Source organism: Streptomyces sp. PsTaAH-124, assembly GCF_000373685.1.
GTDB lineage: Bacteria > Actinomycetota > Actinomycetes > Streptomycetales > Streptomycetaceae > Streptomyces > Streptomyces andamanensis.
Map to the genome: position 1 here is coordinate 26,058 of NZ_KB892181.1, position 24,745 is coordinate 50,802.

Sequence of the window (24,745 nt, forward strand, 5' to 3'; positions counted from 1 at the left end):
ATCCTCGTTCCGTATGGCCGTTATCGGAGCCAGCTACGGGAACACGTCCACTGAATCAGCGGGTCAGATTGGCGAGGAACGACTCGGCTGCCGACCACGGGGTCAGTTCGATACCGAAGCCGTCGTGCGCACCCGGCCCCTGAATGTGGACCAGCCGTCCGGACAGGTAGACGACGTCGCCCGTGCGGAACGCCCCGGTGTAGGCACCGAGGTAGCTGCGGAGGTGGGTGATGCGGCGGGCGAACACGGACGGCTCGTCGACCGTGGACTCCGTGACCGTGTCCACCTCGATTCCGTATAGGGCCGGCGTGACCAGCCCCTCTGAGTGATCCGTGATCCGGGCAAGGACAGAGATCGCCCCTACCTCCTTGGCCACCACCCCGGCGAACGTCTTGTCGCCGTCGACCCTGAGCGGCTCACAGTTGATGTGCGCACCGGCCCCTGCGGTCAGGCCCTGCAGCTTGCGGGACTCCTGCCGCATGAGCGCGTCGAAGCTGCCGCCCACCATGTACTTGGCGCGCCGCAGGTACAGCCGGGTCAGGGCCTCTCCCTCGTACGGACGGATGAGGGTGCGTTCGGCGAACAGTGCCTGCGCCGCCTCGTAGCCGCGAGGCCCGTAGCAGACGAGGTCGATGTCGGAGCGGGCGTTGCAGGCACCGACCAGGAACGACCCGGTCACACCGATGACGTCCATGGCGCCGGCCGCGGCGATCCAGTCGATGACGGCGAGCAGGTCCTTGCCGACCGGCGTCGTGTCCAGGAGGCCGGGTGTCTGGTGCAGTGCGGCGAGGGTCTGGCGGCAGGAGTAGTGGGTGGCGATGTCCTCGCGGGGAACGCCGGTGATGACGCATCCCACGGCGGGGGAGTAGAGGTAGCACTCGGGCCGGTCGGCGAGGATGCCGAAGGCTTTGGAGACGACGCTGTTCTGCCGGTAGGTGCGGCCGAACAGCAGGCGGTCGCCGCGGGCGTCCGGGTAGTACTTGACGTAGCCGAGGAAGTGCGTGCCGGGATGGACGTCGCCGATGACCTTGAAGATCACTCCGGCGCGGTCCAGGAGGTAGTCGCGGTCACGGATGGTCGCCAGCGCGGTGCCCAGCGGTGAACTCGTCGAGGCTGGGGAAGAGGGCGGTATCGACCGTCCGGTTGCGCTCATACTGCCCAAGTCCCTTCGCGAAGAGGTGTCGGCGGTACTGCCACTTCAGGTGCTTGTCCGTGCGGGCGGGGTCGGTAGGCCGCATCAGGGCCAGGAAGAACAGGGCCTTGACGAGCAGATAGGGGCCCAGATTCTGGCTGACGGGCTGCCCGGTTGCGTGCCGGCTCGCGTCGTCCAGCGCGGCGAGGTAGCGCCGCCGTTGGCCGGGGTCGGCGGTGTAGCCCTTGGTGCCGCCCTTGAAGGCGATGATCTCCAGGGCCGGCAGGACGTCGTATCCGAGCGGGACCAGACCGTGGTGCTGCCAGTCGATGACGCCTGCCGGCAGGACGTTGGGCAGCCCGTAGTCGAGATGGCCTGGCACCAGCGGAACGGCGGCAAGACGGCCCAGGGCGTCCTCGAGCGCGACGTGCGTCCGGGCGTTGTCCAGGTCGGGGTTCTCCTGGAACACGTTCTGGGTGAAGCCGGCACTGTCCAGCCACTGCCGCAGCGCGCAGGGCGTGGACGGGGCAAGGTGGGCGGCCTGGGCGCGCAGCAGCCGGGCGGCCACCTGCGCGGCGGTGTCGATGATGTCGTCCGCCAGGGCGCGGCCGCCGTCCAGGGCGGCCATCGCCCGCTCGTGCAGGGTCTGTCCTCCCAGCGACTCCTCCACCACGTAGCAGTGGCCGTCGTCGGTGAGGCCTTCCTCCAGGAGGTGGGGGACCGGGTAGTCCAGGGCGGCGATCCGGCGCTGGAAGGCGGCCTCCGCCCGAAGCTCAGGCCCGCCGGTACGCCGGTACCGGGTTCCGTCGGCGGAGACGTACACCGCTCCGTCAGCGGCGGTGCGCTCCTTGACGAACCGCCAGGTGGTCTCGTTCATCAGCTCGCTCCTTCCGGCCCCTGCGCGAAGCCGTGGGTGACCGGGTGCTCAGGGATCGCCAGGGACAGGGTCCTCACGTCCATGACCCAGCGCATATCACCTGCGGCGACACGCCGTCGCAGTTCAGCGAGAGCGTCACTCCCAGGTGCGTCCGGCCGGGCCAGGTGGGCGCGGCGCCAGAACTTCAGCAGCCCCGGAAGCTGTGCCGCAGCGATGCCCGCGCGGGTGTGCAGTGAGCACAGGGGCAGGAACCAGGCGAGGAACAGCTCGCGTTGCGGCGGGCTGACGCGGTGTACCTCGCACCACTGCAGCAGTGCCGCAGTGTCGTCGTACGGGATCCGTCCGTGCAGCGCGTACCGCAGCCGCGTACCGTCATGCCGGCGGTACAGGGCTCCGTAGGCGGCGACGTTCGCCGCGGCGTTCTCGGTGACCGTCATCACCGGCTGCCCGGCTCCGGCCTGGGCGGCCGCGGCCAGCACGGTGACATGCACGCCGGCCCGCGGATCCAGGACCAGGCCGTCGAGCCCGAGTGGCGCGAGACTGATGCCGTGGTCACGGGTACGGGAAAGGACCAGCCGCTGCGGGACGTTGCGCGCGATGGTCAGCAAATGCCTGGGGGTGCTGGCCCGGTGGGCGTGGAAGTCCTCACGTGCGAGCACGGGGGCGGCCGTAGGCCGGTCCCAGACCAGCAGCCGCCGGGTGTGCGGCCGGCATTCCTGATGCCCGCACCTGCGGCAGCCATGCACGGCAGCGCCGGTCATGTGTCCGCAGCGGGCGCAGAGATGAACAGCGGCGGCCCTGACGCTCAGGACGCCGTCGTGCAGAAGGCGTTCGGTCGTCTCCAGCGCGAGGGCGGCCACGACGGGCGCGGTGTCGGTGAGAATGCCACCGGCCGGCGCTGCGTCCGACGCGTACTTGGCGGCGATCGCGCGTTCTTCTCGCTCCTGCCGGCTGGTGTTCTGGTCGGGGGCGTCGCGGTGGCGCTGGTCTCCGGCCAGAGTGACGGTGTTCCACAGGTGCGGGGCCGGCCCGGTGCCGAGAAGGGTGTTGAGTGCTTCGGCCGCGCGGATGCCTGCCGCCTTGCCTGGCCGTCCGGCGATGGTGAACGGCCCGTTCTGCACGGGCCCGTTGAGGTACAGGACGTTCATGGGCTGTCTCGTCTCCTCAGCAGTCCGGGCGGGCGGTGCCGCGGGCGTGGAACAGTCCACCGGCCTGTTCGTAGGCCAGGACCGCGGCGTTGGGTGTCTTACGCGCACGGGCCTCATCGACCAGCTCGGTCACCGGACGGCGCTCCAGGACCGCACGCAGCGCGAGGATCGCGGTGTGGTGCGTGAACGCCACGACATCCCGCTTGGGCGCGGTCAACAGTCCGTCGACGAACGCTGTGGCCCGCCGCAGGACACCGTTGGCGAGCGACTCTCCGCCGCCGGGAGGCGTCCACAGGTGCTTGCGGATCTGCCGGTCCTCCCTGCCCTCGGGGTAGGTGGCATACAGCTCTTGCCTGGTCATGTAGGTGGCTGCCCCGTAGTGCTGCTCGTTGAGGAGCGCGGTCACCTCGTAGGGCGTGCCGGGCAGGGCAAGCGCGGCGGTGTCGCGGGCACGGCGGTACATCCCGGGACAGTGCATGCGCCGCCGGGCCGGTCCACGGACGAGGGTTCTCGTAGAAGCCGGTGTACTTGGTGGCATTCTCGACGGACTCGGCGTGACGAACGAGAAAAAGCATCTTCATCCTCTCTACAAAGACGCGGGTGCCAGCCGACGCCGAGCCCACGCAACGCAGCGGGCGTGACCGCCGCTTACCCGGACGGCCGGGCAGGGCGCACTGGGACATCAGCGGCGGAAGAACCCGTTTCGCGGGTGATCTACGGGGCGTTACGGGTACTCACCCGGCTCAAGCCGTCACGCGCTCGCCCCGTGTCGGCGGCCTCGAGGAGCGTCACGGCGTCGGTCTCGTGTGGGTCGGTGAACAGGTGGTGGTCGCTGACGTCGAACGGCCCGAACCGCGCGGTGACACGGTGGCCGGGCACGAGGGTGGTCTCGCGTCCGTCCAGTGCGGCAGTGATCCGGTCGTGGTCGTGCTGGGCGTGCCGGGTCTGGGTGTACGGGCCGAGGCGCAGCAGGGTGTGGCCGTCGAGGCTGTCGTCGCGTTTGCGGGCCTCGATGTAGAGGGCGTAGTGGGCGGGGGCCATGCCGACGTCGTCAGGCAGGGGAAGGCCTGCGGCGGCGTGGGTGAGCATCGCGTAGCCGGGCTGCCAGCAGCCGAGGACCGCGGTCGTCTGGCAGCACAGCCAGCCGCGCTCGGTGTAGCCGAGCTGGCGGCCGCGGAGGGAGGCGGCGGCATGCGGGGTGTCGGGGTGGACCAGGGCGACGGCGATCATGTCGGTGCCATGGTCGTCACCGGGCCGGGTGTGCGCTCGCTCGATGAACGGGCCGACACGCACGGTGATGTCCCGGGCGCTGCCGGGTGTCCAGGGCTCGGGGTTGCGCAGGGCGGTGAGCGTCGCGCGGTACTGGTCGATGACGGCCTGGTCCTCGGGAGTGAGGGTGCCGGGGGCGCGTCCGCAGCGGCGGAAGAAGGGGCGGTTCATCGGGTCGGCTCCTCGGAGGTGGGGCGCGGGGTGGCCGGCGGCATGTCTGGGCTCAGGTAGCGGGCGGCGGTGTTCACGAAGTCGTCGTGGGCGGATTTCGCGGTCTCGCGGGCTTCGGTGAGCCGTTGCCTGGCCGTGTCCTGGTTGGCGCCGGCGGCAGTGGGGATCGCCTGGCGGATCGCGTACGTCAGGGTGATCATGCGGTCGGCGGCGGCGCGTACGGCCGGGTCCTCGATGAGGACGCGCAGGGCGACGAGCGGGCGGGTGACCGCGCTGCGGGTCATGTGGCTCTCGCCGCGCAGGTCGTCGATCCGCTCGGTCGCGGTGCCCTTGAGGACGGCGTCGCCGCGGACCCAGAGTGCCCGGCGGTGGTCGCTGGCGGCGCAGGCCAGCGCGGTGATGGCTTCCAGGCGGTCGCGGCGGACCGCTTCGCCGTGGGTGACGCGCACCGACCGCTCGGCCGCGCGTTCTTGGAAAAGGCCGGAGACGATCGCGCCGAGCAGGGTGGCGACGATGGTGAGTCCGGCGGTGATCAGGGTGGCTGACACGGAGGGGGTCTCCTGTGCGAGGTGTCGGGCGGGCATGAGGAAAAGCCGGGCCTCGCGTTCGGGTGGGGCCCGCGTTCGGGCGGGGCCCGGCTGGCGGTCAGGAGTCGGTGTCCCCGGGCGCGGGGACGTCGCCGAACATGTCGTCCAACGCGCGGGTGACCGCCGGCCTGTGTTCGGGTCGGGTCGCGTTGAGGACGTCGCGGGTGAGGCCGGTCAGGTCGATGTCCTCGAACAGCTCGGTCAGGTCGGCGACGGTCTCCGGGGCCAGGACGGTGCCGTCGGGGCGTTCGCTGTCGAGGTAGCAGCTCATGGCGTCGACGTAGTCGGCGAGCCGCTGGGCCAGCGCGGGGGTGATGCCGATGCTGTGGCAGTGCTCCAGGCCGGATCCGAGGGCGCCGGCCGGGCTGATGTGGATGCGGACGCTCCGGCCGGGCCCGGGGGAAGTCTGTTCCAGGCCGGTGAGGGCTTCGGCGAGAGCGGCGATCGCACGGTTGCGGTCCGCCTCCGCTTCTGCCGCGGCCGCGTCCACGACTGTCGTGACCGCCGTGTCCCCGGGGGCGTCCAGCAGGGGTGCTTCCCAAAGGACTTCGAGGTGGTCGGCGTGCAGCCGGACGACCCCGTCGGCGGTGTCCGGGAGGACGAGGCGGCCGGTGACGCGCAGGAGGTCGCCGGGCTGCCGGTCGGTGAGCAGCGCGTGCGCAATCTCCGGCTCCGAGGTGATGCACGGGATGACCGCTTCTTCCACCAGGTGGTCGGTGGCACTGGAGCAGGCCAGCCGCCAGGAGACAGTCCCGTCCCGGTCGCCCGGCTCGGGCTCGGCGGTCAGGTAACCGTCCAGCGCGAGGGGTATGGCGTTCACCGGCCTGCCTCCGCCCGGTCGGTGGTGCCGTGGGCGGCGTTGTAGGCGTCCAGCACCTTCTTGGCCGGGGTGCCCCGGTCGGCGACCTGGTAGCCGTTGGCGCGCGCCCAGGTGCGGATCGCGGCCAGCTCTTCCTTGCTGCGCCCGGCCGCCGGAGCCGGGTCTCCGCCCGGGGGCGTGGTGTCCTTCACAGACGTGGTGATGCGGTCGCCGACCTTCACCCGGCGCAGCCGCTCTTGCGCGGCGTCCAGTTCGGCCCTGGCCCTGGCAACCTGTTCCTCTGCTTCCTGCTGGGCGATGGCCACGGCGCGGCGCACGGTCAGCTCGATGAGGTCGCCGCGGACGCGGGCGGCACGGTTGCGGATGCCGGCGGCGGGTTGGTTCTGCGCCCACTCGAGCAGTTCCTCGGTCCTGTCGGTGTCCGCCGTGCGGCCGGACGCCGGGCTTTGCGTATGCCCGGTGCCGGAGCTGTCGTCCGTGGCCGGTGCGGGAGCGGTGTCGAGGCGGGGGAGGCGCGCGTGCTGCACGGCCTCGGCGAGTTCGCTGTCCGAGAGTCCGAGGGTGCTGCGGACGTGTTCGGGGCTGTCGCCGTTGGTGAGCATGGAGGCGGCCGTGGCGGTGAAGGCGCTGATGGTCATGGACTCTCCGTGTGGGGCGTCGTCGGGGCTGGTCAGGAGGGGGAGCAGGGGGGCGAGGGTGTCGTCGTCGCCGGGCAGGCCGACCGCGTCCAGGAGGAGGACCAGGTCCTCCTTGCTGCTCGCTCGACGGGCGACGGTGCGGGCTGCGGCGGCCTGCTGCTCCACGGGGTTGGGGTTCAGGGGCAGGCCCTCGGCTTCGAGGGCCTGCTGCCAGTCGTTGAACATCGCTATGCCGCCGCCTTGGTCGACAGCGCGGCCTTGAGGACCGCCCAGTTCTGCGCCTGCCGGGCCGGGGTCATCGGCTCCTTCCACGGCTCGTACGGCGCGGGCCGGGTGGGGATGGCCTCCAGCTCCAGGCGGGCGAGGGCGAGTTCGCGGGCGGTCGGCGGCACGGCGCGGGCCGCGCGGGCCCGCTCCCTGCGGAGCCGGTCCTGTTCGGCGACCACGCTGACCCAGTCCTCACCGAGCCGGGCCACGAGCTGCTTGCGCAACTGCGTGCGGTCGCGCTTGGTGGTCGCCGCCCACACGCCGGTCTTCGTCAGGGCGGGGTTGGCCAGCGCCCACTTCAGGCAGTCCTTGACGATCGGGCAGCCGGAGCAGGCGTGCTTGGCCTGGGCGAGTGCCTTCTCGCGGGCGCGGGGTTCCTTGTCGGTGTTGTGGATGTCCTCGATCTGGAACAGGTCCGGGTTCGTACGGCAGCGCAGGGTCTGTTCGGTGTCGGGGAAGAGGATCCGGTCGTCGGCGAGGACGAGGGTCGGCGGGTAGGCGACGCCGGTGCGGTTGCCGCTCATGAGGTGGCCTCCGGAGCGAGGTGGGGGAGCTGGAGGAGGACCTGGTCTACGAGGTCCTGCGGCGGGCGCCATGGCCCGAGCTGCCCGTGCAGCCAAGGGATGGGCAGCGCGAGCTCTTGGACGTCGGCGAGGACCAGGTGGAACGCGTCGGCCTGCGCCCACTTCGAGCACGGGGCGGTGCTGGCGGCGTCCTGGTGGCAGTCGATGAGGCGGGCGACGCCGATGACGGCCCGGGTGTGCAGGGCGCGGCCGCGGATCGCGGTGGCGACCAGCGGGTCGCGCATCGGGGCCCGCTCGGTGGCCTGCCCGGCGTGCAGCAGCAGCCAGCCGCGCCAGGACCAGAGGGCCGGCCTGTTCTCCACGTCCTTCCCGGCGAGGATGCAGGTCGTCCAGGGCTGGCGGATCGTGATGCCCCGGATCCAGGTGCCCGGGTCGACGGCGGTGGTGTCGCTCATGCCGCCCGCCCCAGGGTGTGGGTGCCCGGACGTCCGGCGCGGCGCCCGTTGATGGAGGGGATCGTGGCGTGCTGCGGTCCGGCAAGAACGGCGCGGCCGGTGTGCTTGCCCGCGTACATCGCGGCGTCGGCGGCCCGCTGGAGCAGGGACAGGTCCGTGGTGCCGAGGGCGTCGGGGGAGGCGGCGCCGACCGACGCGGCGACGTCGACCAGGGCGCCGCCGTCGACCTCGACCGGCTGGGCGAGCAGGGTGGCCAGCTGGGCGAGCCGGAGTTCGCGGCGGGCCGGTGCGATCCGGACCGTGACGGCGAACTCGTCCCCTCCGAGCCGGCCGACCGCGCCGCGGCTGCCCGCCCAGGCGGTGAGGCGCTGCGCGGTGGCGGCCAGGACGCGGTCGCCGGCGGCGTGCCCGCCGGGGCCGTCGTTGATCGCCTTGAAGTGGTCCAGGTCCACGAAGACCACCAGGGCGCTGTCGCCGTACCGGTCGGTGATCTGGCGGGCCCGGGTGGTGTAGCCGTCGCGTCCGAGCACGCCGGTGAGGGGGTCGCGGCGGTCGGCGAGCTCGCGGCGGGCGACGACGAGCTTGCGGTGGAGGCTGACCGCGTGCACGGTCCAGCCGGTCAGCGGCACGGCGAGCGTGGTGATGAACAGAGCGCGATTTCCCGAAGGGGCCTGTACGCGCGCGATGGAGGCCATACTGAGGATCTCCCTCTCGTCTTGCACGGGATGGGTGACCCGGGGCGGCCGACTGGTTTTCCGGCCTTGGCGGCCGTCCCGGGGCGGAGCTACAGGGCGAAGTCGCCGCGAGCGGCACTCCAGCTGACGGGGTTGATCCAGCGGCCGGCCTTCGCAGCGGGCCACTCCATCTGCCAGCCGGGCCTCAGCCCGCTGACTCCCCAGTTGTCCGGCTGCTTGCCGGGGATCTCGTGTCCGGCCTGGTGCGCGGCGAGTGCGGCGTCGTACACCTCGTGGGCGCGCCGCAGGGCCGTGGTGGGGGAGTCCGCCTCGCCGGTGAAGACGTGCAGACCCCGCCGGGCCGGGTTGGTGGTGTCGTGTATCGGGACATCTACCTCGTAGAACTCGTGGTTCGGCATCATCAGGCAGCTGCCGGGACGGGGGAGTCGAGGCCGACGCCGCGCAGCGCGTCGAGGACGTACGGCTCGAAGCGGGCCTGGTGCTGAGCGGCGACCGCGCAGCCGGTGGCGCGGCTGTAGGCGTAGCAGCGGGCCATCATGCTGGCGTCGGTGACGGCGAGGGCCTGGTCGACGGTGTTGCGTGCCAGGTGCTCGATCCAGGTCTGGGCGGCCGACTCGCGGCGGTTGTGCGAGACCGCCGTGGCGAGGGAGTCCGCCCATCGGCCGCTGCCGCAGGTGGGGCCGCCGCACTGCTCCCAGTTCCACTTCCGGTCGCGCATGCCCTCGGGGTCGGCGTCCCAGTCCGCGGCCCAGCGCGCGGCCCGCTCGGGGATCTCCTGCTGGACGACGTTCAGGACGTCGCGGCCAGCGGGACCGAGCGCGATGTGGGCGTCGGTCTCCTCGATGACGCGGATTTGGTGGGAGAGCAGCCGGTAGGGGTAATAGCGCTGGCTCCAGTTGCCGGTCGCCCCGAGCGGCTCCACGATCCACAGCCGGACGGGCCAGGTGACGGGCCAGATACCGGTGTCCTCCAGCGCCTCCCCGACGCGCTTGACCATGCGGAAGTAGGAGAAGCGGCTCTCGTCGTACCACTTATTGCGGCAGGGGTTGGGGTGGTCGATGACCTTGCCGACGCTGGCGGAGAGGTTCACCGGGGTTCCGGCCTCGCGGGACATCTCGATGATGCCGTCGGCGGGGGTGGCGATGTACCAGGTGACGGGGTTGCGGGCCATGCGGTCCTCCATGAAGGGGTGTTGGCGGCCGAAGCCGGTCATAACCGGATGTTGATCAGGCTTGGGCACGTACGCGGTCAGGCGCGGCAGGGGGAATATTGCGACCGCCCCGGCCCGCGGGCGCGGGCCGGGGCGGCACAGAGTGCGCTCAACTCAGGTGCGGGATCAGCTGGCCGTCGCGATGCCGTCGCGCAGGTGGGTGCGCGCCCAGGCCAGCAGCGAGCGCTGGTCGCCGTCCACGCCGGTCAGGGCGTCGGCGAGGTGGCTGGCCGCGCGGTCCAGGTCCTCGCTGGCGTCCTGCCAGGCGCCGATGCTGGACGCCCCGAGGACGTCGCGGACCTCTTCGACCAGGTCGATGAAGGCGTTCGGGGTGTCATCGCGCTGCGCCTGGTCGCCGATGAGGGCAGCGAGGTCGGCGGCGAAGCAGTCGCGAAGCGCGGCGAAGGTGTCGGTCTGGGTCTGGGTCTGGACGGCCATGATGGGTCTCCTTGTCAGAAGTCGAGCCGGATCGTGATGGGGATGCGGCGGTCGCCGTAGTCGCGGCGGGGGTTGTGGACGGTGCTGCGGTGCGCGGCGAGGCCCGCGCCCCCGCCCTGGACGGGCAGGTGGCAGTCCAGGCAGCCGTGGAACCAGTCGTCGCCGTCGGGGAGTTCGGCCGGGGTGAGCGGGTGCGGGTGGGGCCCGTCGGCGGCGCGGCTCACTCGCGGACCGCGGCCGCGAACTGCTCTTCCAGGTCGGCACGGCCCTCGGGGTCGTCGTCCTGGAGGTCGTGGTCGTCGGCCTCCTGGTCGGCGGCGGCGGCGCCGTGGACGGTGCAGCGCACGTCCGGGTCGTTCATCAGCTCGCCGGTCAGGGCGCGCAGGAGGTCAGTCACGTTGTAGACCGGCGCCCACGCCTGGCCCTCGCAATCGTCGTCGGCCGGGCAGCCCACCAGGACCTCAAAGCCGACGTCGCCCGCCCCGTCGACGTCGTTGCGCTGGGCGAGGACGATGCGGTCGGCGCCGAGGCGGATCTCCGCGACGCGGTCGCCGCCGGCGAGCTGTGAGCCGTCGCGCCAGCACCACAGCGGCAGGATCTCGGGACCGAAGGTGCGGCGCACCAGGAGCAGCTCGCCCAGGCCGTCGCTGCCGTCCCATCCCAGGTCCGCGCGCCGGGCGTCGCTGAGCGGCCTGAGCATCGCCTCTAGGCGGTAGAGGTTCTCCGCGACGACGACGTGGTCGAACCCTTCGGCGGGCAGGCCGGGCCAGGCATCGACCATGGCGGCGTGCTGCGCGCGGACGACCGGCTCGGGCACGCGCCGGTTCGCGGGCCGGCGCTCCTGGCGTTCGACGCACACGGAGGCCGGGGTGGGCACGACCAGCGCGACCGTGGGCACGCCGTGGCGGCGTGCGGTGGCGACCAGGTTGGCCCGCACGGCGGCCTCGGTGTTCGTCGCGTCGGCCACCGTCATCTTCCGGCGGGCGAGGCGCGCTTCGAGGACGGCCTGGAGCGCGAACACGGCGTCCTCGGTCGCCTCTTGGTCTCCGGCGTCGTCACTGACCAGGGCGCGGAACTTGTCGAGCTCCAGGACCTGCGTGGTGGGCCAGGTGCGCGCCCACGTCGACTTGCCCGACCCGGCCGCGCCGATCAGGATCACGAGCGAGGGGTCGGGGATCGTCGTGTCGACGGGCAGCGCGTTGTCCAGGCGGAAGGGCTTCATGCGGATTCTCCTTGTGTCAGCGGACGATCATGTGGTCGGGGTGGCCGTTCTTCATGTGGTCCACGCACTGGGGGCAGTCCTGACGCGGCCGGAGCCCGGCGTGGGCCTCGCGGCTGGCGTACGCGTGGAACCAGCACTGGGTGCACTCGCCGCGGGGCGGGTTTGTTGCCTTCGCGCTCGCCATCTCAGATCGCTCCTTGCGGGTGGAGGGCGCGGGCGGCCCAGATAAGGCGCTGCCCGGCGTCGTCGGTGAGCAGGGCGGCGGCCTCGTGCAGCGGGCAGGAGGCGTCACCGTCGCGGTCGGGCTCGATCTGCTGGAGGGCCAGCGAAGCGATCCCGGCCGCTGCGCGGACGCGTTCGATGCGCGTCCGGGGCTGGCCGGTCACCGGATGGTCGCCTTGGTGGTGGCGATGAGGGCAGCGACGGTCTCCCAGCCGTAGTGCCACGTGCTGTCGAGGTGGAAGGCGCCGTTCATGCCGAAGTCGGCGAGGCGGTAGAAGTTGCTCTTGCCCGTCTTGTCGGCGAGCTTCTCCAGGAGGCCGTGCCCCGGGATGCGGCGGTCGGCGATGTAGTGCGTGCCGAAGGACAGGGCGAGCGCGGCCGCGGCGGCGCCGGGGCGGACCCGGATGCCCAGCGCGCGGGCCCCGGCCCCGGCGACGATCGCCTGCGTGGCCGTGTAGGTGAGGCAGTGGTGCAGGCACGCCTTGCGGCCGTCGGCGGTGCCGTGGGTGGTCTTCTCCTGGGTGGCCGGGTCCTCGTAGGTGACCGGGACTTCGTCGCAGGCGCCTTTCACTCGGGCGCAGAAGTCGCTCTGGACCCAGAAGTCGCCGATCGCGCTGGCGGCGCGGGTCAGCCCGAGCAGGGCGGCGAAGACAGCGGGACGGTGAGCATGCATGCTGGAGGTCTCCTGATCTCGAAGGGGTGAAGGAGCCGGGTGGCCGGCCCTTTGCCGATGCGCGGCCACCCGGCGATCCCGACCCCGACCACAACGGCCGGGGTCGGGTCGTTCAGAACGGGGGCTCGTCGTCCGGCCAGGCCGGGACGGGCAGGAGCCGGACGCGGAGCTCGCGCCGGTCCGACCAGCAGCCGCACGCCTCCATCTCCGGGTTCGCGCCGTCGACCCACCAGCCGCCCGCGCCCCGGCAGTCGGGGCAGGAGCGGCGGGGCTGGGGCTTGAGCTCGACGTGGTGCCGGTCGGCGTACAGCCGCCAGTGGCCGGCGCGGAGCGCGGCGGCGGCCGTCGCCGCGGCGAGCGGGACGGCGGCGGCGAGCAGCAGGGCGGCGCGCAGGCGGCGGGTGGTCACGTCAGCGGGATCGCGCGGCAGGCGGTGGCGTGGTCGTTCGCCTTCTCGCGGATGCTGAACAGGTAGTCCTCCTCCGGGAACTGCGAGGTGGCCTTGCAGCCGTGGCACTTCCAGCGGTTCTTGAAGTGCTCACCGAGGCCGGTGACGTCGACGAACGATCCGCCGGTCGTGATGAACCGGATCTGGAGGTTCTTGGGCCGCTCGGGCTCGGTGAAGGCGGAGGCGCGAACAGCGGTGCTCATGGGCGGTGGTCCTCTCGGATCAGGCGGCCAGCAGGTGCTTGGCCGGGGGAACGATGTAGGAGGCAGGGTCGGCGGGCGTGCCGTCGAAGCACTCCAGGCAGGACCCCAAGGTCTTCAGCGGGAGGCAGTGGAAGTAGCGCCGGCCGCACGGGCCGGGGCACGTCTGGCGTGCTGCCATCGCCTTGTCGAGCGCGGCTTCCTTCGCGAGGGTCATCGGCTGCCTCGGCTTGGCCAGGTCGATGCGGTACAGCCACGCCCATCGCTTCCCGCCGCGGCATTCGATCCGGGCGACGGGCTCGTGGCCGCCGGGGCGCAGTCCCATCTCCCGCAGTTGGCGGCGGGTGGCGAGGTTGGCGCGCCCGGCCTGCTTCCACCGGAAGACCGGTAAGGAGCCGTCGGCGGGGTCGTACGGGTCGACGTCGACCTGGTCCTGGTAGGCCATCACCTACTCCAGGCGCCGGGGAGCTGGTGGGGACGCTGCGGGTAGCGGGGGCCGGGGCGCTGCGGGCGGGGCCGGCCGATCCGGCGGCGCGGGCGGGGGATGAGCACGAGCGGTTCCTCCTGATGTCGGTGGACAGCGAGCGCCGCGCCCCGCCGACGGCGTGCTGGTGTCGGCGGGGCGCGATGCGAGGTGGCCGGTCGGCCTGTCCAGCCCTCGCCCGCCTCGGGAATGGGGTGGACGAGGACTAGGCGGAGCGACCGGAGGTCAGTCCCGGAAGGGGCAGCCGGTGTGCGGGTCCTGTTCGGCGGCCGGGGCCGGGGGCTGCACGGGAACGTGGATCTCGGGCTTGACGGTGACCTTGGCCGGGCGGCCAGCGACGACGCGGAGGCGCAGGGGCAGGCCGCGCATCGCGAACGCGGACAGGAACGTCCAGGCGAGGACGGCGAGCCCGGCCGCGACGGGGCGGCCGGCCTCCGGGGTGGTCGTCCAGACCATGAACACGGTGGCCGCGCCCCACGCCGTCCACATCGCGCGCACCCCGTTGTTCCGGGAGAGGTAGCCGAGGACCAGGCCGGTGATGCCGGTGAGCAGCCACAGCGTGTAGACGGTGGAGCCTTCGACGGCGAGGCCGGCGGAGTGCTGGGCGATGTACGTACGGACCGGCTGGTCGACGACGGCGGCGACGCCGCTGGAGGTGTCGACTCCGACCTGCACCTTGGGCACGGCGGTGAGGATCTGGTGCAGCGCGTCCAGGGCGACTTCGTCGGCGGCCTTGGCCATCAGCACGACGAAGGACACCCCGGCGACCATCAGCACGGCCCGGATCCAGGGGGCCATGTGCCGCGGGCCGTCCTCGGGGACGCGCAGGACGTCCTGCCACATCTCGTAGAGGACGCCGTCGACGTCCCAGGCCCGGTTCCACCCCTCGCGCAGCCGCTCGCGCAGCACGGCGAACCGAGGCGGCTTCGGCGGCGCCTTCGGAAACGGCACGGGGAGGTAGGTGAGCTCCTGGCGGTTCTGGCCGGGGTTGTTGTCGTTGGACGGCACGGTCAACTCCAAGGTGTCGATGAGGTGTTCACGGAACGTGCGAGTGGGACAAGCTGTGTGCGACAGGACCGGAGAGGGGAGGCGGCTGCGATGGGGTGGTTCACCCGCGATGAGCCGGAGGAAGTCGTCTTCGAAGAGGTCGTGGACACGGACGGGACGATCTGGCCCGCGTTCACCGACGACGACGGCGTGCTGTGGATCGACGTGGACTACGACGTCGAGGTGACGATCAACGGGGCGATCGTCGGCGGCCAGATCCGGGGTGCCGAGGTCGACGGCGACGGCCGGATCTGGATCGACTACGACTGATCCGCCAGGCCGGACGGCCTGTCCCGCACCCGAAGCCCGGCCTGCGGGCGAGTCGGATACGAGGCAGGGCGCCCGGGTCAGCGGACGTCGTTGCGGGTGCGGGAGAACATCCCGCGCTGGTTGCTGGTGTTGTTGATCTGCGTGTTCTGCACGACGGGCGCCTCGTACACGTTGTTCGTGACGGCGCTGCGGGCCCTGTTGATCGCGCCGCCGATCGCGGTGGCGACCATGGCGACGCCCGCGAACGGCAGGGTGACCATGAGGACGCCGTAGAGCGTGACGGAGGCCAGGCCCTGGAGCACGAGCCAGGCCCCGCAGCCGATGCCGGTGATGCCGGCGCCGACGCCGATGGAGGCGACCGCGATCCCGGCAGCCCACGCGGGCACGATCCGCTTGTCGTCCTGATGGACGGGCGGGGTGTCGCCGTACGCCGGGACCTTGGTGTTGTCGCGGAACGACGTCGGGAACTGCCGCACGGGCGGCGTCTCGGTCTGGAAGGACTGCGTGATGATCCGCTCGGCTTCGGCCTTGGCTTCGGCGTCGGTGAGCGGGCGGGTGATGTGGTCGAAGTCCACGGTGTTCTCCGTTTCGGGGCAGACGCGGGGCGCCCTCCCCGCCGGATCGGCGGGGAGGGCGCAGGGGCGGGGGAGCGGGCGGGGCTACTGCTGCCGGTCGGCGGCGGCCTCGAGCGCGGCGGCCGTCGGGTACTGCGTCAGCGGCCGACGGTCCTCGGTGCGGACCGCCAGGCCGTTGCGGCGGCTGGTGCGCAGCAGCTCGGTGACGAGCGCGCGGGCCTCGGGGCTGGCCGCGAGGACGGCGGCGGCGTCGACCACCAGGACCAGGGGGTGGTTCATCGTCGTGTTCTCCTTCTCGGTTCGGCGGGTCGGGCGGGACTGGTCAGAAGCTGCTGATCCAACCGGTCAGCGAGGACACGGCGCCGGTGATCGTGGGGGCGATGCCGGTGTTGGCGAGGAAGAAGCCGAACAGGCAGACCGCGATGCCCGGCATGATCCGCTGGTAGCCGGTGCGCACGAGGACGAAGACGATGATGCCGAGCAGGACGACCAGGGAGATCGACAGGGCCACGGGGATCGGTTTCCTTCGGTGAGTTGGGTGGTGGGCGGGTCAGCTGTCGGCGAGCTGCCAGACGCCGCGCTTGACGGTCTTGGCCAGACCCTTCGCCTTGAGCTGGGAGCAGGCGTTGCTGACGCTGGAGGGCTGGAAGCCAGGCAGTGCGGCGCGCAGGTCCTTGAGGCTCAGGGGACCGTCGGCGAGCAGGTCGAGGATCTGGTCCTGGAGGCCAGGCTCCTCGCCGGGGTCGTTGGCGAGGCCGAACGGGATGTCGCCGAACGGGCCCGAGAAGGGCGCCGCGAGCTCCCTGCCGTCGCCGTCGACGACCGGGGCGGGGATGCTGGCCGCCGGGGCGCTGTCGTCGGTGCCGACGAACGCCTGGGCGAGGGTGTCGCAGTCGGCGTACGGGTTGGTGTGCCGCACGCCGTAGATCGCGGCCCCGGCCTGCGCGGCGCGGGCCTCGCCCTCGGTGAGCCCGTTGGCGGGTTCGTCGCCGTACAGGGCGATCAGGTCGGGGTAGACGCCGTCGACCTTCTCGGCGAAGAAGGTGCGCATGAACTTGGCGCGCCCGTCAAGGAACATGTAAGCCATGCCCGCGGTGGACTCGCCGTCCTCGTCGTCCTTGCCGGAGAACAGCGCCTCGATCTGCCCGTTCTCGTAGATCCGGGCGGGGATGTTCTCCATCTGGAAACCGGCCGGGGCGATGCCGTCCAGGCCCATCTCCTTGGTGGAGGAGGAGGCGGTGCGCATGAGGAACAGCGCGCCGACCTTGCCCTGCTGGCGGATCGCGTCGTCGTCGCCGAGGTCCTTGAGGTGCAGGGACTGCACGGCGAGCCGGATGCCGATGCCGACCTTGCGGCCGGTCTTCTGGATGTCGGCGATGAGGTAGGCGGCGGCCTTGCGCATCGCTTCGTCCGGGTGGGACAGCAGCCGGTTGATCTCGTCCAGCGTGATGTTGATGAGCGGCCACGGCTTGTTGAGGGCGAAGTCGCCGCGGCCCATCTCGTTGGAGATCCGCTCGCGGTACTTCATGACCGCGTGGGCGGCCGTGAGCATCAGGAGCGTCTCGACCGGGCCCTTGGCGAACCAGTCGACCCGGCCCTCCGCCTCCGGGAGGCTCATGCCGCCCTGGACGTCGCCGACCCAGGAGACGACGCCGGAGCGCTTCTCCGCGGCGAGGATCAGGTTCTGCAGGACGGACTTGCCCGCGCCGGTGACGCCGGCGGTGATGCCGCGCAGCGCGCCCTGGCTCGGGTCCCACAGCCGCATCCGGGCGGGCTTGCCGTCGTGGCAGACGCCGATGGTGACGCGGCCCTTGGAGTCCATCGTCAGGTCTTCGACGGTGGCCTTGCGGACCTTCATCAGCGGGTTCGTCTTGTAGATGGAGACGACGCCCTGGCGGATGCCGTCGGTCTCGATGACCAGCCGGGAGGGGTCGTCGATGCCGAAGGCGGAGCAGATCGCCGTGTGCGGCAGGTGGATCTCCTTGCCCGGAGGGGAGGCGACCAGCAGCACGATGCGGTGCGGTTCGGCCCGGTAGTCGAGCAGTTCGACACCGGGTGCGGCCTTGCCCGGGGCGCAGACCGCGGTCTCCCACAGGCCCCGGATGCCTTCGGCGACGGCTTCGACGTCCTCGGAGGTGGGGCGGGCGACCAGCCGCATCCGGCCGGGCCCGGAGCCCTGGACCGGGCGGATCTTCACGGTGCCGACCGGGAAGTCGAACGCGGCGGCGAGCTGCACGTCGGTGAAGGTGGGCACCGCCTTCCCGGCCTGGGCGACGACGACGGCCTCGAAGTCGGGCCGGTCGGCGCGGTACGGGGTGATGGACACCAGGCGGGTGCCGTCGCCGGTGGCCTGCTGCCACTTCGCGGCGAGGAACTCGGTGTACGTCAGCTCCCCGGGCCCGGCGCCGTGCTGCGCCTGGTGCTCGGTGAGCTCCAGGACCAGGCCGGCGCTGCGGGTGAGCGGCGCCATCCATCCCATCAGGGACGCCCACGCGGCCGGGGCGACGACCTCCCACCAGTTGAAGCCGGGGGTGATCAGGTTGGCCACGTAGGTGCCGGCGGCGCTCAGGAAGGGGATCGCCCGCTGCGCCCGGGTCAGGACGCTCAGGCCCTGGTCGGGGTCCTTGGTCTTCGCGTACAGCCAGGCAAGGGTGCCCAGTCCGATCCCGCCGGAGGCGAGGTAGGACCAGGCGCTGTCGTCCAGCTGCGGGCCGACGGCCATCCCGGCCGCGGCGAGGGCGTAGGAGGTGCGTTCGGCCAGGACGCGCCGGTAGATGACGTGGCCCGGGACGCGCTTGGTGGTGTCGACGGCCGGGGCCGCCTGGTCGATGGTGCTCAACACAGCCTCCGTTTCGGGGCAGGCAGCGGCAGGGGCCGCGCCCGGGTGTCCGGGTGCGGCCCCTGCCGCTGCGGGGGTGGGGTGGGTCAGCTGCGGCGGCCGGTGCGCCGGTAGTAGCCGGGCTTGGCCTGCCGGACGCCGGAGCCGTTGGAGGCTTCGTAGCCGGGGCGGTACTCCTGCTCGTGCGCGCCGTTGAAGCCGCGGGCGTCGGTGTCGACGGCGTCGGCGGCGTTCACCATCTCGCCGGACGCCTCCGCCACCGCGTTGAGGTGGGTGGAGACGTCCGCGATCATGGAGATGAACTGGGGCTCGACTTCGGCCTGGTGGTTCATCTCCGACAGGCGACTGGCCGCGTTGGCGTTGGCCTTCATGTGGGAGCGGAGCAGGTGCATGCCCTCCTTGAGGAGAAGGGCGGAGGCGGCGAGTTTCGCGGTGCGGCCGGCCAGGGCGAGGAAGCCGTTGCCGCTGCTGGCGCTGCCGGTGCTGCTGGCGCTGCCGTTGTTCATGCCCGGGATGGCGGGGAGGTTGTCGCTCACGTGGTGATCTCCTCTCAGTTCTCGTTGTGGATGCGGGCGGCGGGCACGAGCAGACCGGCGTCCTCGGTGGCCTGCTGCAACGGCCGGTAGGCGTCGAACATCGCGTTCTCCGTCGTCTCGGAGACCTCCGCGGCCGCCAGCGACTTGACGGACATCTCGTCGGCCTTGCGGGCCAGGAGCTCCATGGACTCCGCCAGCTTCGCCATCGCGGCGCCGGTCAGACGGCCGATGACGTTGTGCGTGGAGCGCAGATCAGCGGCGAGTTCGTCCAGCTCGTGCCGGATCTCCCGCGCCTTCGTGGCCAGCTTCAGGCACGTCTCGTGCGCGCTGAAGGACTGCTTGGTGAGCTCCTCCAGGACGTCGAGGGTGTCGTCGAGGGTGACCTCGGTTTCGTGCTGCGCGTCCATGTCCGCGATGCCGCCGCTGCCCCATCGCTGGATCCAGGAGTCGCGCTCCGGGTTCGCGGCTACGAGGCCGCCCGTCTTGGACGCGTCACTCACGCTGTTCTCCTTCGTGCTCGAGGTGCCGTCGGACGCGCCCGCCCCGGGGGAGTCGGCCCGCTCGACTGTGATCGGTTCAGCCGGAGCGGACCCCGCCGTCGCCAGGCCCATCGCCTCGAACGGCGACAGGCGCGGCGTGCCGGTGCCCGGCACCGTGCCGCCGCCCGGCGGGGCCGGGGCGGTGGTGGCGGCGACCGCAGCGGCCGGAGCCGGTGGGGCCGTCGGCACGGTCGGGCCGGGCGTCGGTCCCGGGCCTGCGACCGGGACGGTGGTGGTGCGCATCCGCGCACGCTTGCGGGCCCGCGCCTTGGCCGTGGACCAGGGCGTGCGGCGGGTCGCTGCGGTCGCCGCACCGGTCGGCACCTTCACGCTGGGACCGGTCGAGGCGGCGCCCGCCGGCTTGGTGCTCCCCGCCTTGGTCGTCTTGGTCTTCGGGCCGGTCTTCTTCTTCGGCTTCCTGACCTTGACCTTCGTGACGATGGGCGAGCCCATCTTCTTGCGGCGGCGCCGGAGCCGCTTCTCCGCGGTCTCGTGCACCGCCTCGCCGAAGGTGGTCCGGCCCCGGGCGGCCGACTTCATCGCCCCCAGGACCTTGCGGCTGTACTCCTTCCGGAAGCGCCGGCACTTGCGGCAGCGGCAGCCGTACTTGTCGGTCGCCGCGAACGTGCCGTGCGCGATGCCCGGCGTGAGCGTGACCTTCTTGCCCTTGCGGGACTTCCCGCCCGGCGTCTTGGGCACCGAGGCCGGGCCGGTCCCGCCCTTGCCGGAGCCAGTCTTGCCCTTCTTCCCGCCGCCGCGCTTGCTGCCGGGCGCCGTGGTGCCCGCGCCGCTACTGCCCTTCCCCTTCGGCTTCGTCTTCGGGCCGGTGCCGGAGGTGGTGGTGCCTGGCTTCTTACGCAGAATCCCGGACGGTCCGGTCGTGCCGCGCGGCGACTTCTTCGTGCCGCTCTTCGGGCCGGTGCCCGAGCCCTTGCCGGTGCCGGGCCCCTTCGAGCTGGTGGCGCCGGGCGTGGTCTTCCCGCCCGATCCCGTGCCCTTGCCGGGGCTCTTGGTGCCGGGGCCGGTCGTCTTGCCGGTGCCCGTTCCGGAGCCCGGTCCGCGCTTCTTGCCCGGACCGCCGGACGAACCGCTGGCCCCGCCCCCGGCGCTGCCGGGCCCGCGCTTGCGGTTCGTGATGGAGCCACCACCACCGGAGCCGGAACCGCCGCCGCTGCTGGGGGAGCACTTGCGCCCGCCACCACCACCGCCGCCGCTGCCCGGTCCCTTGCCGCCGCCCGACCCTCCCGAGCCGCCGGACCCGGAGGAGCCGGGGCCGCGGTTCTTCTTGAGGTTCACGCCGCCGCCCTGCGAGGTGCGCTTGAGCGGGGTGACCCCGGAGCCGCCCTTGCCGCCGCCGGAGCCGGAGTTGGAGCGGCCGGGCCCGGAGCCACCGCCGCCGCGCCCGCCGCCAGAACCGCCGGAGCCGCTGGGCGAGCGGGTCGTCGACCCGCCGCGCCCACGGTTGCCCGAGCCGCTGTACGACCCGCTGCCGCCCCGCCCGGACCTGCCCGGACCGGAGCCGCCGGAGCGGCCTCCCGGCCCGCCAGGACCGCGCTGGAGCGTCTTGCGGCCGTACTCGTGGCTGGGCTGCACCTGCTTCTTCGAACCGCCCCCGGAGGAGCCGTCCTTGGCGGTGCTCGCAGTCTTCGCAACCGCCTCGCGCTGCTCCCGGTTGGCCCGGCCCGCCGCGACGGCGGAATGAATGCCGCGCATGGCCGCCAGAGACACCGCGAGGATCGCCGCCAGGGACAGCGAACCCAGACGCGGCGCAGCGGGCTGCGCACCCTCCGAACGGAACGTCGCCGGGACCATCGCGCCCCCCGCCGCGGGCGCCGTCGCGGGGGTCGCGGCGGTGGCGAACGGGGTGCCGAGGCCGGGCTCGGGCAGGGCCGCGATGACGTCCATCGGGTCGGTTCGCGTCGCGGGTGCAAACGCTTCGGGCGTGGCCGGGGAGGCGTCTGCGGGGGCGGCGAACGGCACGTCGACCGGGGCCGAAGCGGGGGGCTCCGCAGGGGGTTCAGCAGGTGCGGTGTAGCCCACGCGGGGGAAGTGGATCAAGTTGTTCGGGCCGTCGTCGTCAGCCATGACGTCTCCCTCTCGGAGTTGACAGACGGTCACCGCCTAGGGCAGCCTCGCGCGCACGACACGCGCGCGCCTTGGGGTGCTCCAGGCGGCGAGGAAGAGGCGGTGATGAAGAAGAACTTCGTCACCCTCCGTTGTTCTTGTAGAAGTCGTGCAGCGCCTTGGTGAGCGCGGGCCACACGTTCGGCTTCCCGTCGCGTTCGGCCTGGCGGGCCAGGGTCCGGCACGCGTCGTACCAGACCCCGGCCCGCTCCTTCTCGGTCGCGGCTTCCGCGATCCGCGTGTTCCAGTGCTTCGCGCGGTTTTGCGTCTGCCGAGGCGTGCTCACCCCTGCTCTCCCTTCGGGAAGTAGTCGTTGATCGAGGCGGGCGGCCGCTCACCGCCAGCCGCCATCGGCCACTGCTGCCAGGGGTTGTCCGGGGCCACGAACTCCGCCGGCCTCGCCTGCGGAACCGCGCCCGGAGCCTGCTCCTGGGGGGTGTTGAGCGCGGTCACCGTCCGGTTCAGCGAGCTGGCGACGGCCGCGCCGACGGCGGCCTGGCGGCCGTTCTTGCGCTCCAGCTTCTTGGCCTCCGCGACCGCCCGGCGCTGCGGGAGCTCCAGGACCTCGTTGACATAGGTCGCGTACAGGGCCTCCGCCTTGCTCGCGGCCTCGCCGGACGCCTTCTGCATGGCCTTGAGCTGCCGCGACACCTTCCAGGCGCGCAGCTTCTTGGCCATCCAGCGGTCGCCCTCGATCGGCGTCTGCTCCAGGCGCCGACGCACGATGTCGGCGATCTGCCCGTACTGCTGGGCGTCGCGAACGTGCTGGTCGCGGACGGTGGCGGTGAAGGCCCGCAGGCCCTCATCGGTGAACAGTGCGTTGATATCCATGAGCTGCGGCTTCTCCTTCTCCGGGCACGCCCGGCGGGGATGGGAGGGGAAAGGGGGCCCGCAACCGATCGGCAGGGCCAGGGATGTGCGCTCCACCGCGCTCGGGATGCGGTGGAGGTGTGTCCGGCCTGCCGGCCGTGGCCGCCACCGGTCCGCGCTCACGCTCGGGAGCGTGGGCGCGGACCGGGGACGACCATGAGCGGCAGGGGTTCTACCGAGGGGGGTGAGCGCGTCGGCGCTCACCGGGCGCTCACCTACGCGCCCGGGGTGACCTCTTCGACCTGAGCGCGCAGACGCTGCGCGGTCGGACGGGAGACCGGCTCGTCGGACAGGCCCGCATCGGTGAGCGCGTCGCGGATCTCCGTCCACTGCGGACGGCGCCCGAGCTCGGTGTAGAGCAGACGGATTCGAGAGTGGCGGCGCTCGGTGAGCGCGTCACTCTCGCTGCGCGTGAGCGCCCCGTCCGCTCGCTGAGCGTCGTCCTCCTCCGTAGCGCGCTCACCCTCGTGAGCGCCGGAGGTGAGCGCCGGACGCTCGCGCTCGCCATCCGTCTCCCCGGGGGCGAGCGCGCTCACGTCGGGGTGAGCGCGGGCACTCTCCTCCACCCGCTCGATGGTGTGAGCGTCCTCGGGGGTGAGCGTGTCGGCGAGCGCGGCGGGCGCGGAGCCGAGCTTGAGCGCCATCCGCTGCTCCAGCGGAGCCTTGCTCCGCCACCGCCACCCGTACTCCTCCTTGAGCTGCGCTCGCAGGTACGTCTGCTCCTGGAGGCGGGTGAGCGCCTCCTCGTAGGAGGTGATCTCCCACAGGATCATCCGGCGGCGCAGGCGGGCGGTGGGGATCGGAGCGAGGATCCAGCGGGAGCGGCGCACCGTCTCCATCCGGACCTTGCCGGTGACCGCGCCGATCCGCGTCGCGTAGACGTGGGAGGCGATCTCGGAGAACACGACCCACAGCAGCGTGAGGGCGGCGTGCCCGAGGCGGCCGGAGGCGGAGTCCGAGGCGTTCCAGTTCAGGTACACGGTCACCGCCGTCAGCGCGCGGGGCACCCAGCGGATCCAGCGCAGCTCCATGCCCATGCGGATCAGGACCAGGTTGGCGCCGGTGAAGGCCGGGATGGCGACGTCGATGCCGACCGGCAGCAGCCACGGCCACTCCCAGCCCCACCCCGCGGCCTTGGTCTCCAGCGCCGTGTAGGAGGACAGCAGACCCAGGGTGGAGACGACCGCGGCCGCCAGGACGATCCCGACGACCAGGACCAGTTCCTGCCCGGACAGCGGCGGGACACCGCCGGCGGGCCGGGCCTCGTCACGGGCCTTGCGCCGTGCGGCGCGGGATTCGGCCCGAATCTCCCGACGCCGCGCCCGCTGCACGGTGCGCTCCGTCGCCGCCTCGAGGACCCGCTCGGCTTCGGCCAGGGCCTGCGCGGCAGCGGTCTGGTCGGCCGTGACCTTCGCCGCTGCCTCCCGGGCCGTCGCCGCGTCCGTCTCCGCCTGCTCGCGCAGCCGGGTGACGTCCCTGTCCGTGGCGGCCCGCAGCTCCTCAGCGGAGGTGCGGGCGTCGGCCAAGGCACGGTCCGCGTCGGCACGAAGACCGGCGGCCATCCGCTCCGCCCCGGCCCGGACCTGCGTTGCCTGGCCGTCCGCGCTCTCTCGCATCCGGTCGGCCTCGCCCCGCGCCCGCTCCAGCGCCTCTTCGGCGTCGGTGGCGGCGCGGCTGCGGGTCTCCGCCGCGGTGCGCTCCGCAGCCGCGAGCAGCTCGGTGCGCGCGGTCTCCGCGTCAGCGAGGGTCTTCGCCGCGGCCTGCTTGGCCTCGGTGCAGACCTGCTCCGCCTGCGCGGCCGCCGTGGCGGTGACCTCATCGGCCTGGCGGCGCCCGTCGGCGAGCAGCTGCTCGGCAGCCGTGCGGGCGTCAGCGAGGGCCTGGTCGGCCTCGCCGGTTGCCTTCACCATGACGGTGTCCGCCTCCGAGCGGACATCGGCGAGCAGCTGCTCGGCAGCCGCTTCGGCGTCGGCACGAACCTGGTCGGCGTCGGCGGCCGCGGTGCTCGCGGCCTCCGTGCGGATCTGGTCGGCGACGGCCTGGGCGACGGCCAGGAGGCGGGACTGCTCGCTCGCAGCGGAATCGGTGATCGAGGCCGCCTCGGTGCGCGCGCCGTCCAGCAGCTCAGTCGCGCGCGCCTCGCCGTCGGCGAGGATGCGGGCGACGGCGGCGGCGGCCTGGTCCCGAAGGTCGGCGGCGCGGTCGGCGGCGTCGGCCAGGACCGGGTCGGCCTCCGGGTGCACCAGCGGCACCGTCCCCTCGGGGGCGGCGGTCTGGGCGGGGATGGAGGCCGGCGCGGCGGGCGCCTTGGCGCGCCCGGTGCTGCGGGGCTTCGCGGCCGGGGCGGGCTTCCGCCTGCGCCGGGTGGTGGTGTTGGCCACGGGGGATGTCCTCTCTTGCGTTCCGGCGCCTCGTGCAAGAGGTCACCGCGGGTCGGCGTCGGTCGGTAGGGTCGTGACCAGGCC

33 protein-coding genes are annotated in these 24,745 nt (G+C 72.6%); 1 reads left to right on the forward strand and 32 read right to left on the reverse strand.

Annotated elements, in window-relative coordinates:
* Positions 1-55: 55 nt before the first annotated feature.
* From B086_RS0125255 to B086_RS0125370, 23 genes are all read right to left on the reverse strand, one after another.
* Complete coding sequence (locus tag B086_RS0125255) at positions 56-1,153, reverse strand: hypothetical protein (RefSeq protein ID WP_106436157.1); 1,098 nt, start codon at positions 1,151-1,153, stop codon at positions 56-58.
* The gene (locus tag B086_RS0125260; RefSeq protein WP_018569224.1) at positions 1,068-2,009 is read right to left on the reverse strand and encodes a phosphotransferase; all 942 of its coding nucleotides are present in this window, start codon (positions 2,007-2,009) and stop codon (positions 1,068-1,070) included. The genes B086_RS0125255 and B086_RS0125260 overlap by 86 nt, the downstream gene beginning before the upstream one ends.
* Positions 2,009-3,157 carry a hypothetical protein gene (locus B086_RS0125265; RefSeq protein WP_018569225.1) on the reverse strand — a complete coding sequence of 383 codons (1,149 nt, stop codon included), beginning with the start codon at positions 3,155-3,157 and terminating at the stop codon, positions 2,009-2,011. Before B086_RS0125265 ends, B086_RS0125260 begins: the two co-directional genes overlap by 1 nt.
* A 16-nt stretch (positions 3,158-3,173) precedes the next feature.
* Positions 3,174-3,620: a histidine phosphatase family protein gene (locus B086_RS0125270; RefSeq protein WP_018569226.1), complete on the reverse strand. Its 447-nt coding sequence runs from the start codon at positions 3,618-3,620 to the stop codon at positions 3,174-3,176.
* A gap of 251 nt (positions 3,621-3,871) precedes the next feature.
* Positions 3,872-4,597, reverse strand: coding sequence for a hypothetical protein (locus tag B086_RS0125275; RefSeq protein ID WP_018569227.1), 726 nt, complete (start codon positions 4,595-4,597; stop codon positions 3,872-3,874).
* The gene (locus B086_RS0125280; RefSeq protein ID WP_018569228.1) at positions 4,594-5,145 is read right to left on the reverse strand and encodes a hypothetical protein; all 552 of its coding nucleotides are present in this window, start codon (positions 5,143-5,145) and stop codon (positions 4,594-4,596) included. Before B086_RS0125280 ends, B086_RS0125275 begins: the two co-directional genes overlap by 4 nt.
* A 97-nt stretch (positions 5,146-5,242) precedes the next feature.
* A complete protein-coding gene (locus tag B086_RS40735) occupies positions 5,243-6,004 on the reverse strand; it encodes a hypothetical protein (RefSeq protein WP_018569229.1) in 762 nt (253 codons plus the stop codon).
* The gene (locus B086_RS0125290) at positions 6,001-6,867 is read right to left on the reverse strand and encodes an Lsr2 dimerization domain-containing protein (protein ID WP_018569230.1); all 867 of its coding nucleotides are present in this window, start codon (positions 6,865-6,867) and stop codon (positions 6,001-6,003) included. The genes B086_RS40735 and B086_RS0125290 overlap by 4 nt, the downstream gene beginning before the upstream one ends.
* Positions 6,868-6,869: 2 nt before the next feature.
* Positions 6,870-7,433 carry a WhiB family transcriptional regulator gene (locus tag B086_RS0125295; RefSeq protein ID WP_018569231.1) on the reverse strand — a complete coding sequence of 188 codons (564 nt, stop codon included), beginning with the start codon at positions 7,431-7,433 and terminating at the stop codon, positions 6,870-6,872.
* Positions 7,430-7,888, reverse strand: coding sequence for a hypothetical protein (locus B086_RS0125300; RefSeq protein ID WP_018569232.1), 459 nt, complete (start codon positions 7,886-7,888; stop codon positions 7,430-7,432). The genes B086_RS0125295 and B086_RS0125300 overlap by 4 nt, the downstream gene beginning before the upstream one ends.
* The gene (locus B086_RS0125305; RefSeq protein WP_018569233.1) at positions 7,885-8,583 is read right to left on the reverse strand and encodes a GGDEF domain-containing protein; all 699 of its coding nucleotides are present in this window, start codon (positions 8,581-8,583) and stop codon (positions 7,885-7,887) included. Before B086_RS0125305 ends, B086_RS0125300 begins: the two co-directional genes overlap by 4 nt.
* 89 nt (positions 8,584-8,672) lie before the next feature.
* The gene (locus B086_RS0125310; protein WP_018569234.1) at positions 8,673-8,984 is read right to left on the reverse strand and encodes a hypothetical protein; all 312 of its coding nucleotides are present in this window, start codon (positions 8,982-8,984) and stop codon (positions 8,673-8,675) included.
* On the reverse strand, positions 8,984-9,754 hold the full coding sequence (locus B086_RS0125315; protein WP_026252755.1) for a hypothetical protein: 771 nt from the start codon (positions 9,752-9,754) through the stop codon (positions 8,984-8,986). The genes B086_RS0125310 and B086_RS0125315 overlap by 1 nt, the downstream gene beginning before the upstream one ends.
* Positions 9,755-9,919: 165 nt before the next feature.
* Positions 9,920-10,231 carry a hypothetical protein gene (locus B086_RS0125320; RefSeq protein WP_018569236.1) on the reverse strand — a complete coding sequence of 104 codons (312 nt, stop codon included), beginning with the start codon at positions 10,229-10,231 and terminating at the stop codon, positions 9,920-9,922.
* Positions 10,232-10,245: 14 nt separating this feature from the next.
* The gene (locus tag B086_RS0125325; RefSeq protein WP_018569237.1) at positions 10,246-10,455 is read right to left on the reverse strand and encodes a hypothetical protein; all 210 of its coding nucleotides are present in this window, start codon (positions 10,453-10,455) and stop codon (positions 10,246-10,248) included.
* Entirely contained in the window at positions 10,452-11,453 is a 1,002-nt protein-coding gene (locus B086_RS0125330; protein ID WP_018569238.1) for an ATP-binding protein, read from the reverse strand. Before B086_RS0125330 ends, B086_RS0125325 begins: the two co-directional genes overlap by 4 nt.
* Positions 11,454-11,469: 16 nt before the next feature.
* Complete coding sequence (locus B086_RS0125335; protein ID WP_018569239.1) at positions 11,470-11,637, reverse strand: hypothetical protein; 168 nt, start codon at positions 11,635-11,637, stop codon at positions 11,470-11,472.
* Position 11,638: 1 nt separating this feature from the next.
* The gene (locus B086_RS0125340) at positions 11,639-11,839 is read right to left on the reverse strand and encodes a hypothetical protein (RefSeq protein ID WP_018569240.1); all 201 of its coding nucleotides are present in this window, start codon (positions 11,837-11,839) and stop codon (positions 11,639-11,641) included.
* Positions 11,836-12,348: a hypothetical protein gene (locus tag B086_RS0125345; protein WP_018569241.1), complete on the reverse strand. Its 513-nt coding sequence runs from the start codon at positions 12,346-12,348 to the stop codon at positions 11,836-11,838. Before B086_RS0125345 ends, B086_RS0125340 begins: the two co-directional genes overlap by 4 nt.
* A 112-nt stretch (positions 12,349-12,460) precedes the next feature.
* Complete coding sequence (locus B086_RS0125350; protein ID WP_018569242.1) at positions 12,461-12,757, reverse strand: hypothetical protein; 297 nt, start codon at positions 12,755-12,757, stop codon at positions 12,461-12,463.
* On the reverse strand, positions 12,754-12,999 hold the full coding sequence (locus B086_RS0125355; RefSeq protein ID WP_018569243.1) for a hypothetical protein: 246 nt from the start codon (positions 12,997-12,999) through the stop codon (positions 12,754-12,756). Before B086_RS0125355 ends, B086_RS0125350 begins: the two co-directional genes overlap by 4 nt.
* A gap of 19 nt (positions 13,000-13,018) precedes the next feature.
* A complete protein-coding gene (locus B086_RS0125360; RefSeq protein WP_018569244.1) occupies positions 13,019-13,441 on the reverse strand; it encodes an RRQRL motif-containing zinc-binding protein in 423 nt (140 codons plus the stop codon).
* A gap of 264 nt (positions 13,442-13,705) precedes the next feature.
* Positions 13,706-14,488, reverse strand: a complete 783-nt coding sequence (locus B086_RS0125370; RefSeq protein ID WP_018569246.1) for a hypothetical protein — start codon at positions 14,486-14,488, stop codon at positions 13,706-13,708.
* 90 nt (positions 14,489-14,578) lie between these two features.
* On the opposite strand from B086_RS0125370, the gene B086_RS0125375 reads away from it, so the two are divergent.
* The gene (locus B086_RS0125375) at positions 14,579-14,797 is read left to right on the forward strand and encodes a hypothetical protein (protein ID WP_018569247.1); all 219 of its coding nucleotides are present in this window, start codon (positions 14,579-14,581) and stop codon (positions 14,795-14,797) included.
* Between the two features lie 77 nt (positions 14,798-14,874).
* Here B086_RS0125375 and B086_RS0125380 read toward each other — a convergent pair whose 3' ends face one another.
* From B086_RS0125380 to B086_RS0125420, 9 genes are all read right to left on the reverse strand, one after another.
* Entirely contained in the window at positions 14,875-15,372 is a 498-nt protein-coding gene (locus B086_RS0125380) for a hypothetical protein (protein ID WP_018569248.1), read from the reverse strand.
* An 84-nt stretch (positions 15,373-15,456) separates the two neighbouring features.
* Positions 15,457-15,651: a hypothetical protein gene (locus tag B086_RS0125385; RefSeq protein WP_018569249.1), complete on the reverse strand. Its 195-nt coding sequence runs from the start codon at positions 15,649-15,651 to the stop codon at positions 15,457-15,459.
* Between the two features lie 43 nt (positions 15,652-15,694).
* A complete protein-coding gene (locus B086_RS0125390) occupies positions 15,695-15,883 on the reverse strand; it encodes a hypothetical protein (RefSeq protein ID WP_018569250.1) in 189 nt (62 codons plus the stop codon).
* 39 nt (positions 15,884-15,922) lie between these two features.
* On the reverse strand, positions 15,923-18,211 hold the full coding sequence (locus B086_RS42065; RefSeq protein ID WP_020573047.1) for a winged helix-turn-helix domain-containing protein: 2,289 nt from the start codon (positions 18,209-18,211) through the stop codon (positions 15,923-15,925).
* An 86-nt stretch (positions 18,212-18,297) separates the two neighbouring features.
* Complete coding sequence (locus tag B086_RS0125400; protein ID WP_018569251.1) at positions 18,298-18,747, reverse strand: hypothetical protein; 450 nt, start codon at positions 18,745-18,747, stop codon at positions 18,298-18,300.
* Between the two features lie 14 nt (positions 18,748-18,761).
* A complete protein-coding gene (locus B086_RS40745; protein WP_158690418.1) occupies positions 18,762-21,371 on the reverse strand; it encodes a hypothetical protein in 2,610 nt (869 codons plus the stop codon).
* A 121-nt stretch (positions 21,372-21,492) separates the two neighbouring features.
* On the reverse strand, positions 21,493-21,696 hold the full coding sequence (locus B086_RS0125410; protein WP_018569253.1) for a hypothetical protein: 204 nt from the start codon (positions 21,694-21,696) through the stop codon (positions 21,493-21,495).
* Positions 21,693-22,241 (reverse strand): hypothetical protein, encoded by a 549-nt coding sequence (locus B086_RS0125415; protein WP_018569254.1) that lies wholly within the window; start codon positions 22,239-22,241, stop codon positions 21,693-21,695. The genes B086_RS0125410 and B086_RS0125415 overlap by 4 nt, the downstream gene beginning before the upstream one ends.
* Positions 22,242-22,495: 254 nt before the next feature.
* A complete protein-coding gene (locus B086_RS0125420) occupies positions 22,496-24,661 on the reverse strand; it encodes a DUF2637 domain-containing protein (RefSeq protein WP_018569255.1) in 2,166 nt (721 codons plus the stop codon).
* Positions 24,662-24,745: the final 84 nt, after the last annotated feature.

Bases quoted from the DNA above. Each gene is read 5' to 3' on its own strand.
- B086_RS0125335 (WP_018569239.1), bottom strand. From the start codon at position 11,637: ATGGCGAGCGCGAAGGCAACAAACCCGCCCCGCGGCGAGTGCACCCAG.
- B086_RS0125300 (WP_018569232.1), bottom strand. From the start codon at position 7,888: ATGAGCGACACCACCGCCGTCGACCCGGGCACCTGGATCCGGGGCATC.
- B086_RS0125415 (WP_018569254.1), bottom strand. From the start codon at position 22,241: ATGGATATCAACGCACTGTTCACCGATGAGGGCCTGCGGGCCTTCACC.
- B086_RS0125255 (WP_106436157.1), bottom strand. From the start codon at position 1,153: ATGAGCGCAACCGGACGGTCGATACCGCCCTCTTCCCCAGCCTCGACG.
- B086_RS0125295 (WP_018569231.1), bottom strand. From the start codon at position 7,433: ATGAGCGGCAACCGCACCGGCGTCGCCTACCCGCCGACCCTCGTCCTC.
- B086_RS0125355 (WP_018569243.1), bottom strand. From the start codon at position 12,999: ATGAGCACCGCTGTTCGCGCCTCCGCCTTCACCGAGCCCGAGCGGCCC.
- B086_RS0125330 (WP_018569238.1), bottom strand. From the start codon at position 11,453: ATGAAGCCCTTCCGCCTGGACAACGCGCTGCCCGTCGACACGACGATC.
- B086_RS0125310 (WP_018569234.1), bottom strand. From the start codon at position 8,984: ATGATGCCGAACCACGAGTTCTACGAGGTAGATGTCCCGATACACGAC.
- B086_RS0125265 (WP_018569225.1), bottom strand. From the start codon at position 3,157: ATGAACGTCCTGTACCTCAACGGGCCCGTGCAGAACGGGCCGTTCACC.
- B086_RS0125275 (WP_018569227.1), bottom strand. From the start codon at position 4,597: ATGAACCGCCCCTTCTTCCGCCGCTGCGGACGCGCCCCCGGCACCCTC.
- B086_RS0125320 (WP_018569236.1), bottom strand. From the start codon at position 10,231: ATGGCCGTCCAGACCCAGACCCAGACCGACACCTTCGCCGCGCTTCGC.
- B086_RS0125315 (WP_026252755.1), bottom strand. From the start codon at position 9,754: ATGGCCCGCAACCCCGTCACCTGGTACATCGCCACCCCCGCCGACGGC.
- B086_RS0125290 (WP_018569230.1), bottom strand. From the start codon at position 6,867: ATGTTCAACGACTGGCAGCAGGCCCTCGAAGCCGAGGGCCTGCCCCTG.
- B086_RS0125375 (WP_018569247.1), top strand. From the start codon at position 14,579: ATGGGGTGGTTCACCCGCGATGAGCCGGAGGAAGTCGTCTTCGAAGAG.
- B086_RS0125385 (WP_018569249.1), bottom strand. From the start codon at position 15,651: ATGAACCACCCCCTGGTCCTGGTGGTCGACGCCGCCGCCGTCCTCGCG.
- B086_RS0125360 (WP_018569244.1), bottom strand. From the start codon at position 13,441: ATGGCCTACCAGGACCAGGTCGACGTCGACCCGTACGACCCCGCCGAC.
- B086_RS0125260 (WP_018569224.1), bottom strand. From the start codon at position 2,009: ATGAACGAGACCACCTGGCGGTTCGTCAAGGAGCGCACCGCCGCTGAC.
- B086_RS40745 (WP_158690418.1), bottom strand. From the start codon at position 21,371: ATGGCTGACGACGACGGCCCGAACAACTTGATCCACTTCCCCCGCGTG.
- B086_RS0125345 (WP_018569241.1), bottom strand. From the start codon at position 12,348: ATGCATGCTCACCGTCCCGCTGTCTTCGCCGCCCTGCTCGGGCTGACC.
- B086_RS0125270 (WP_018569226.1), bottom strand. From the start codon at position 3,620: ATGTACCGCCGTGCCCGCGACACCGCCGCGCTTGCCCTGCCCGGCACG.
- B086_RS0125305 (WP_018569233.1), bottom strand. From the start codon at position 8,583: ATGGCCTCCATCGCGCGCGTACAGGCCCCTTCGGGAAATCGCGCTCTG.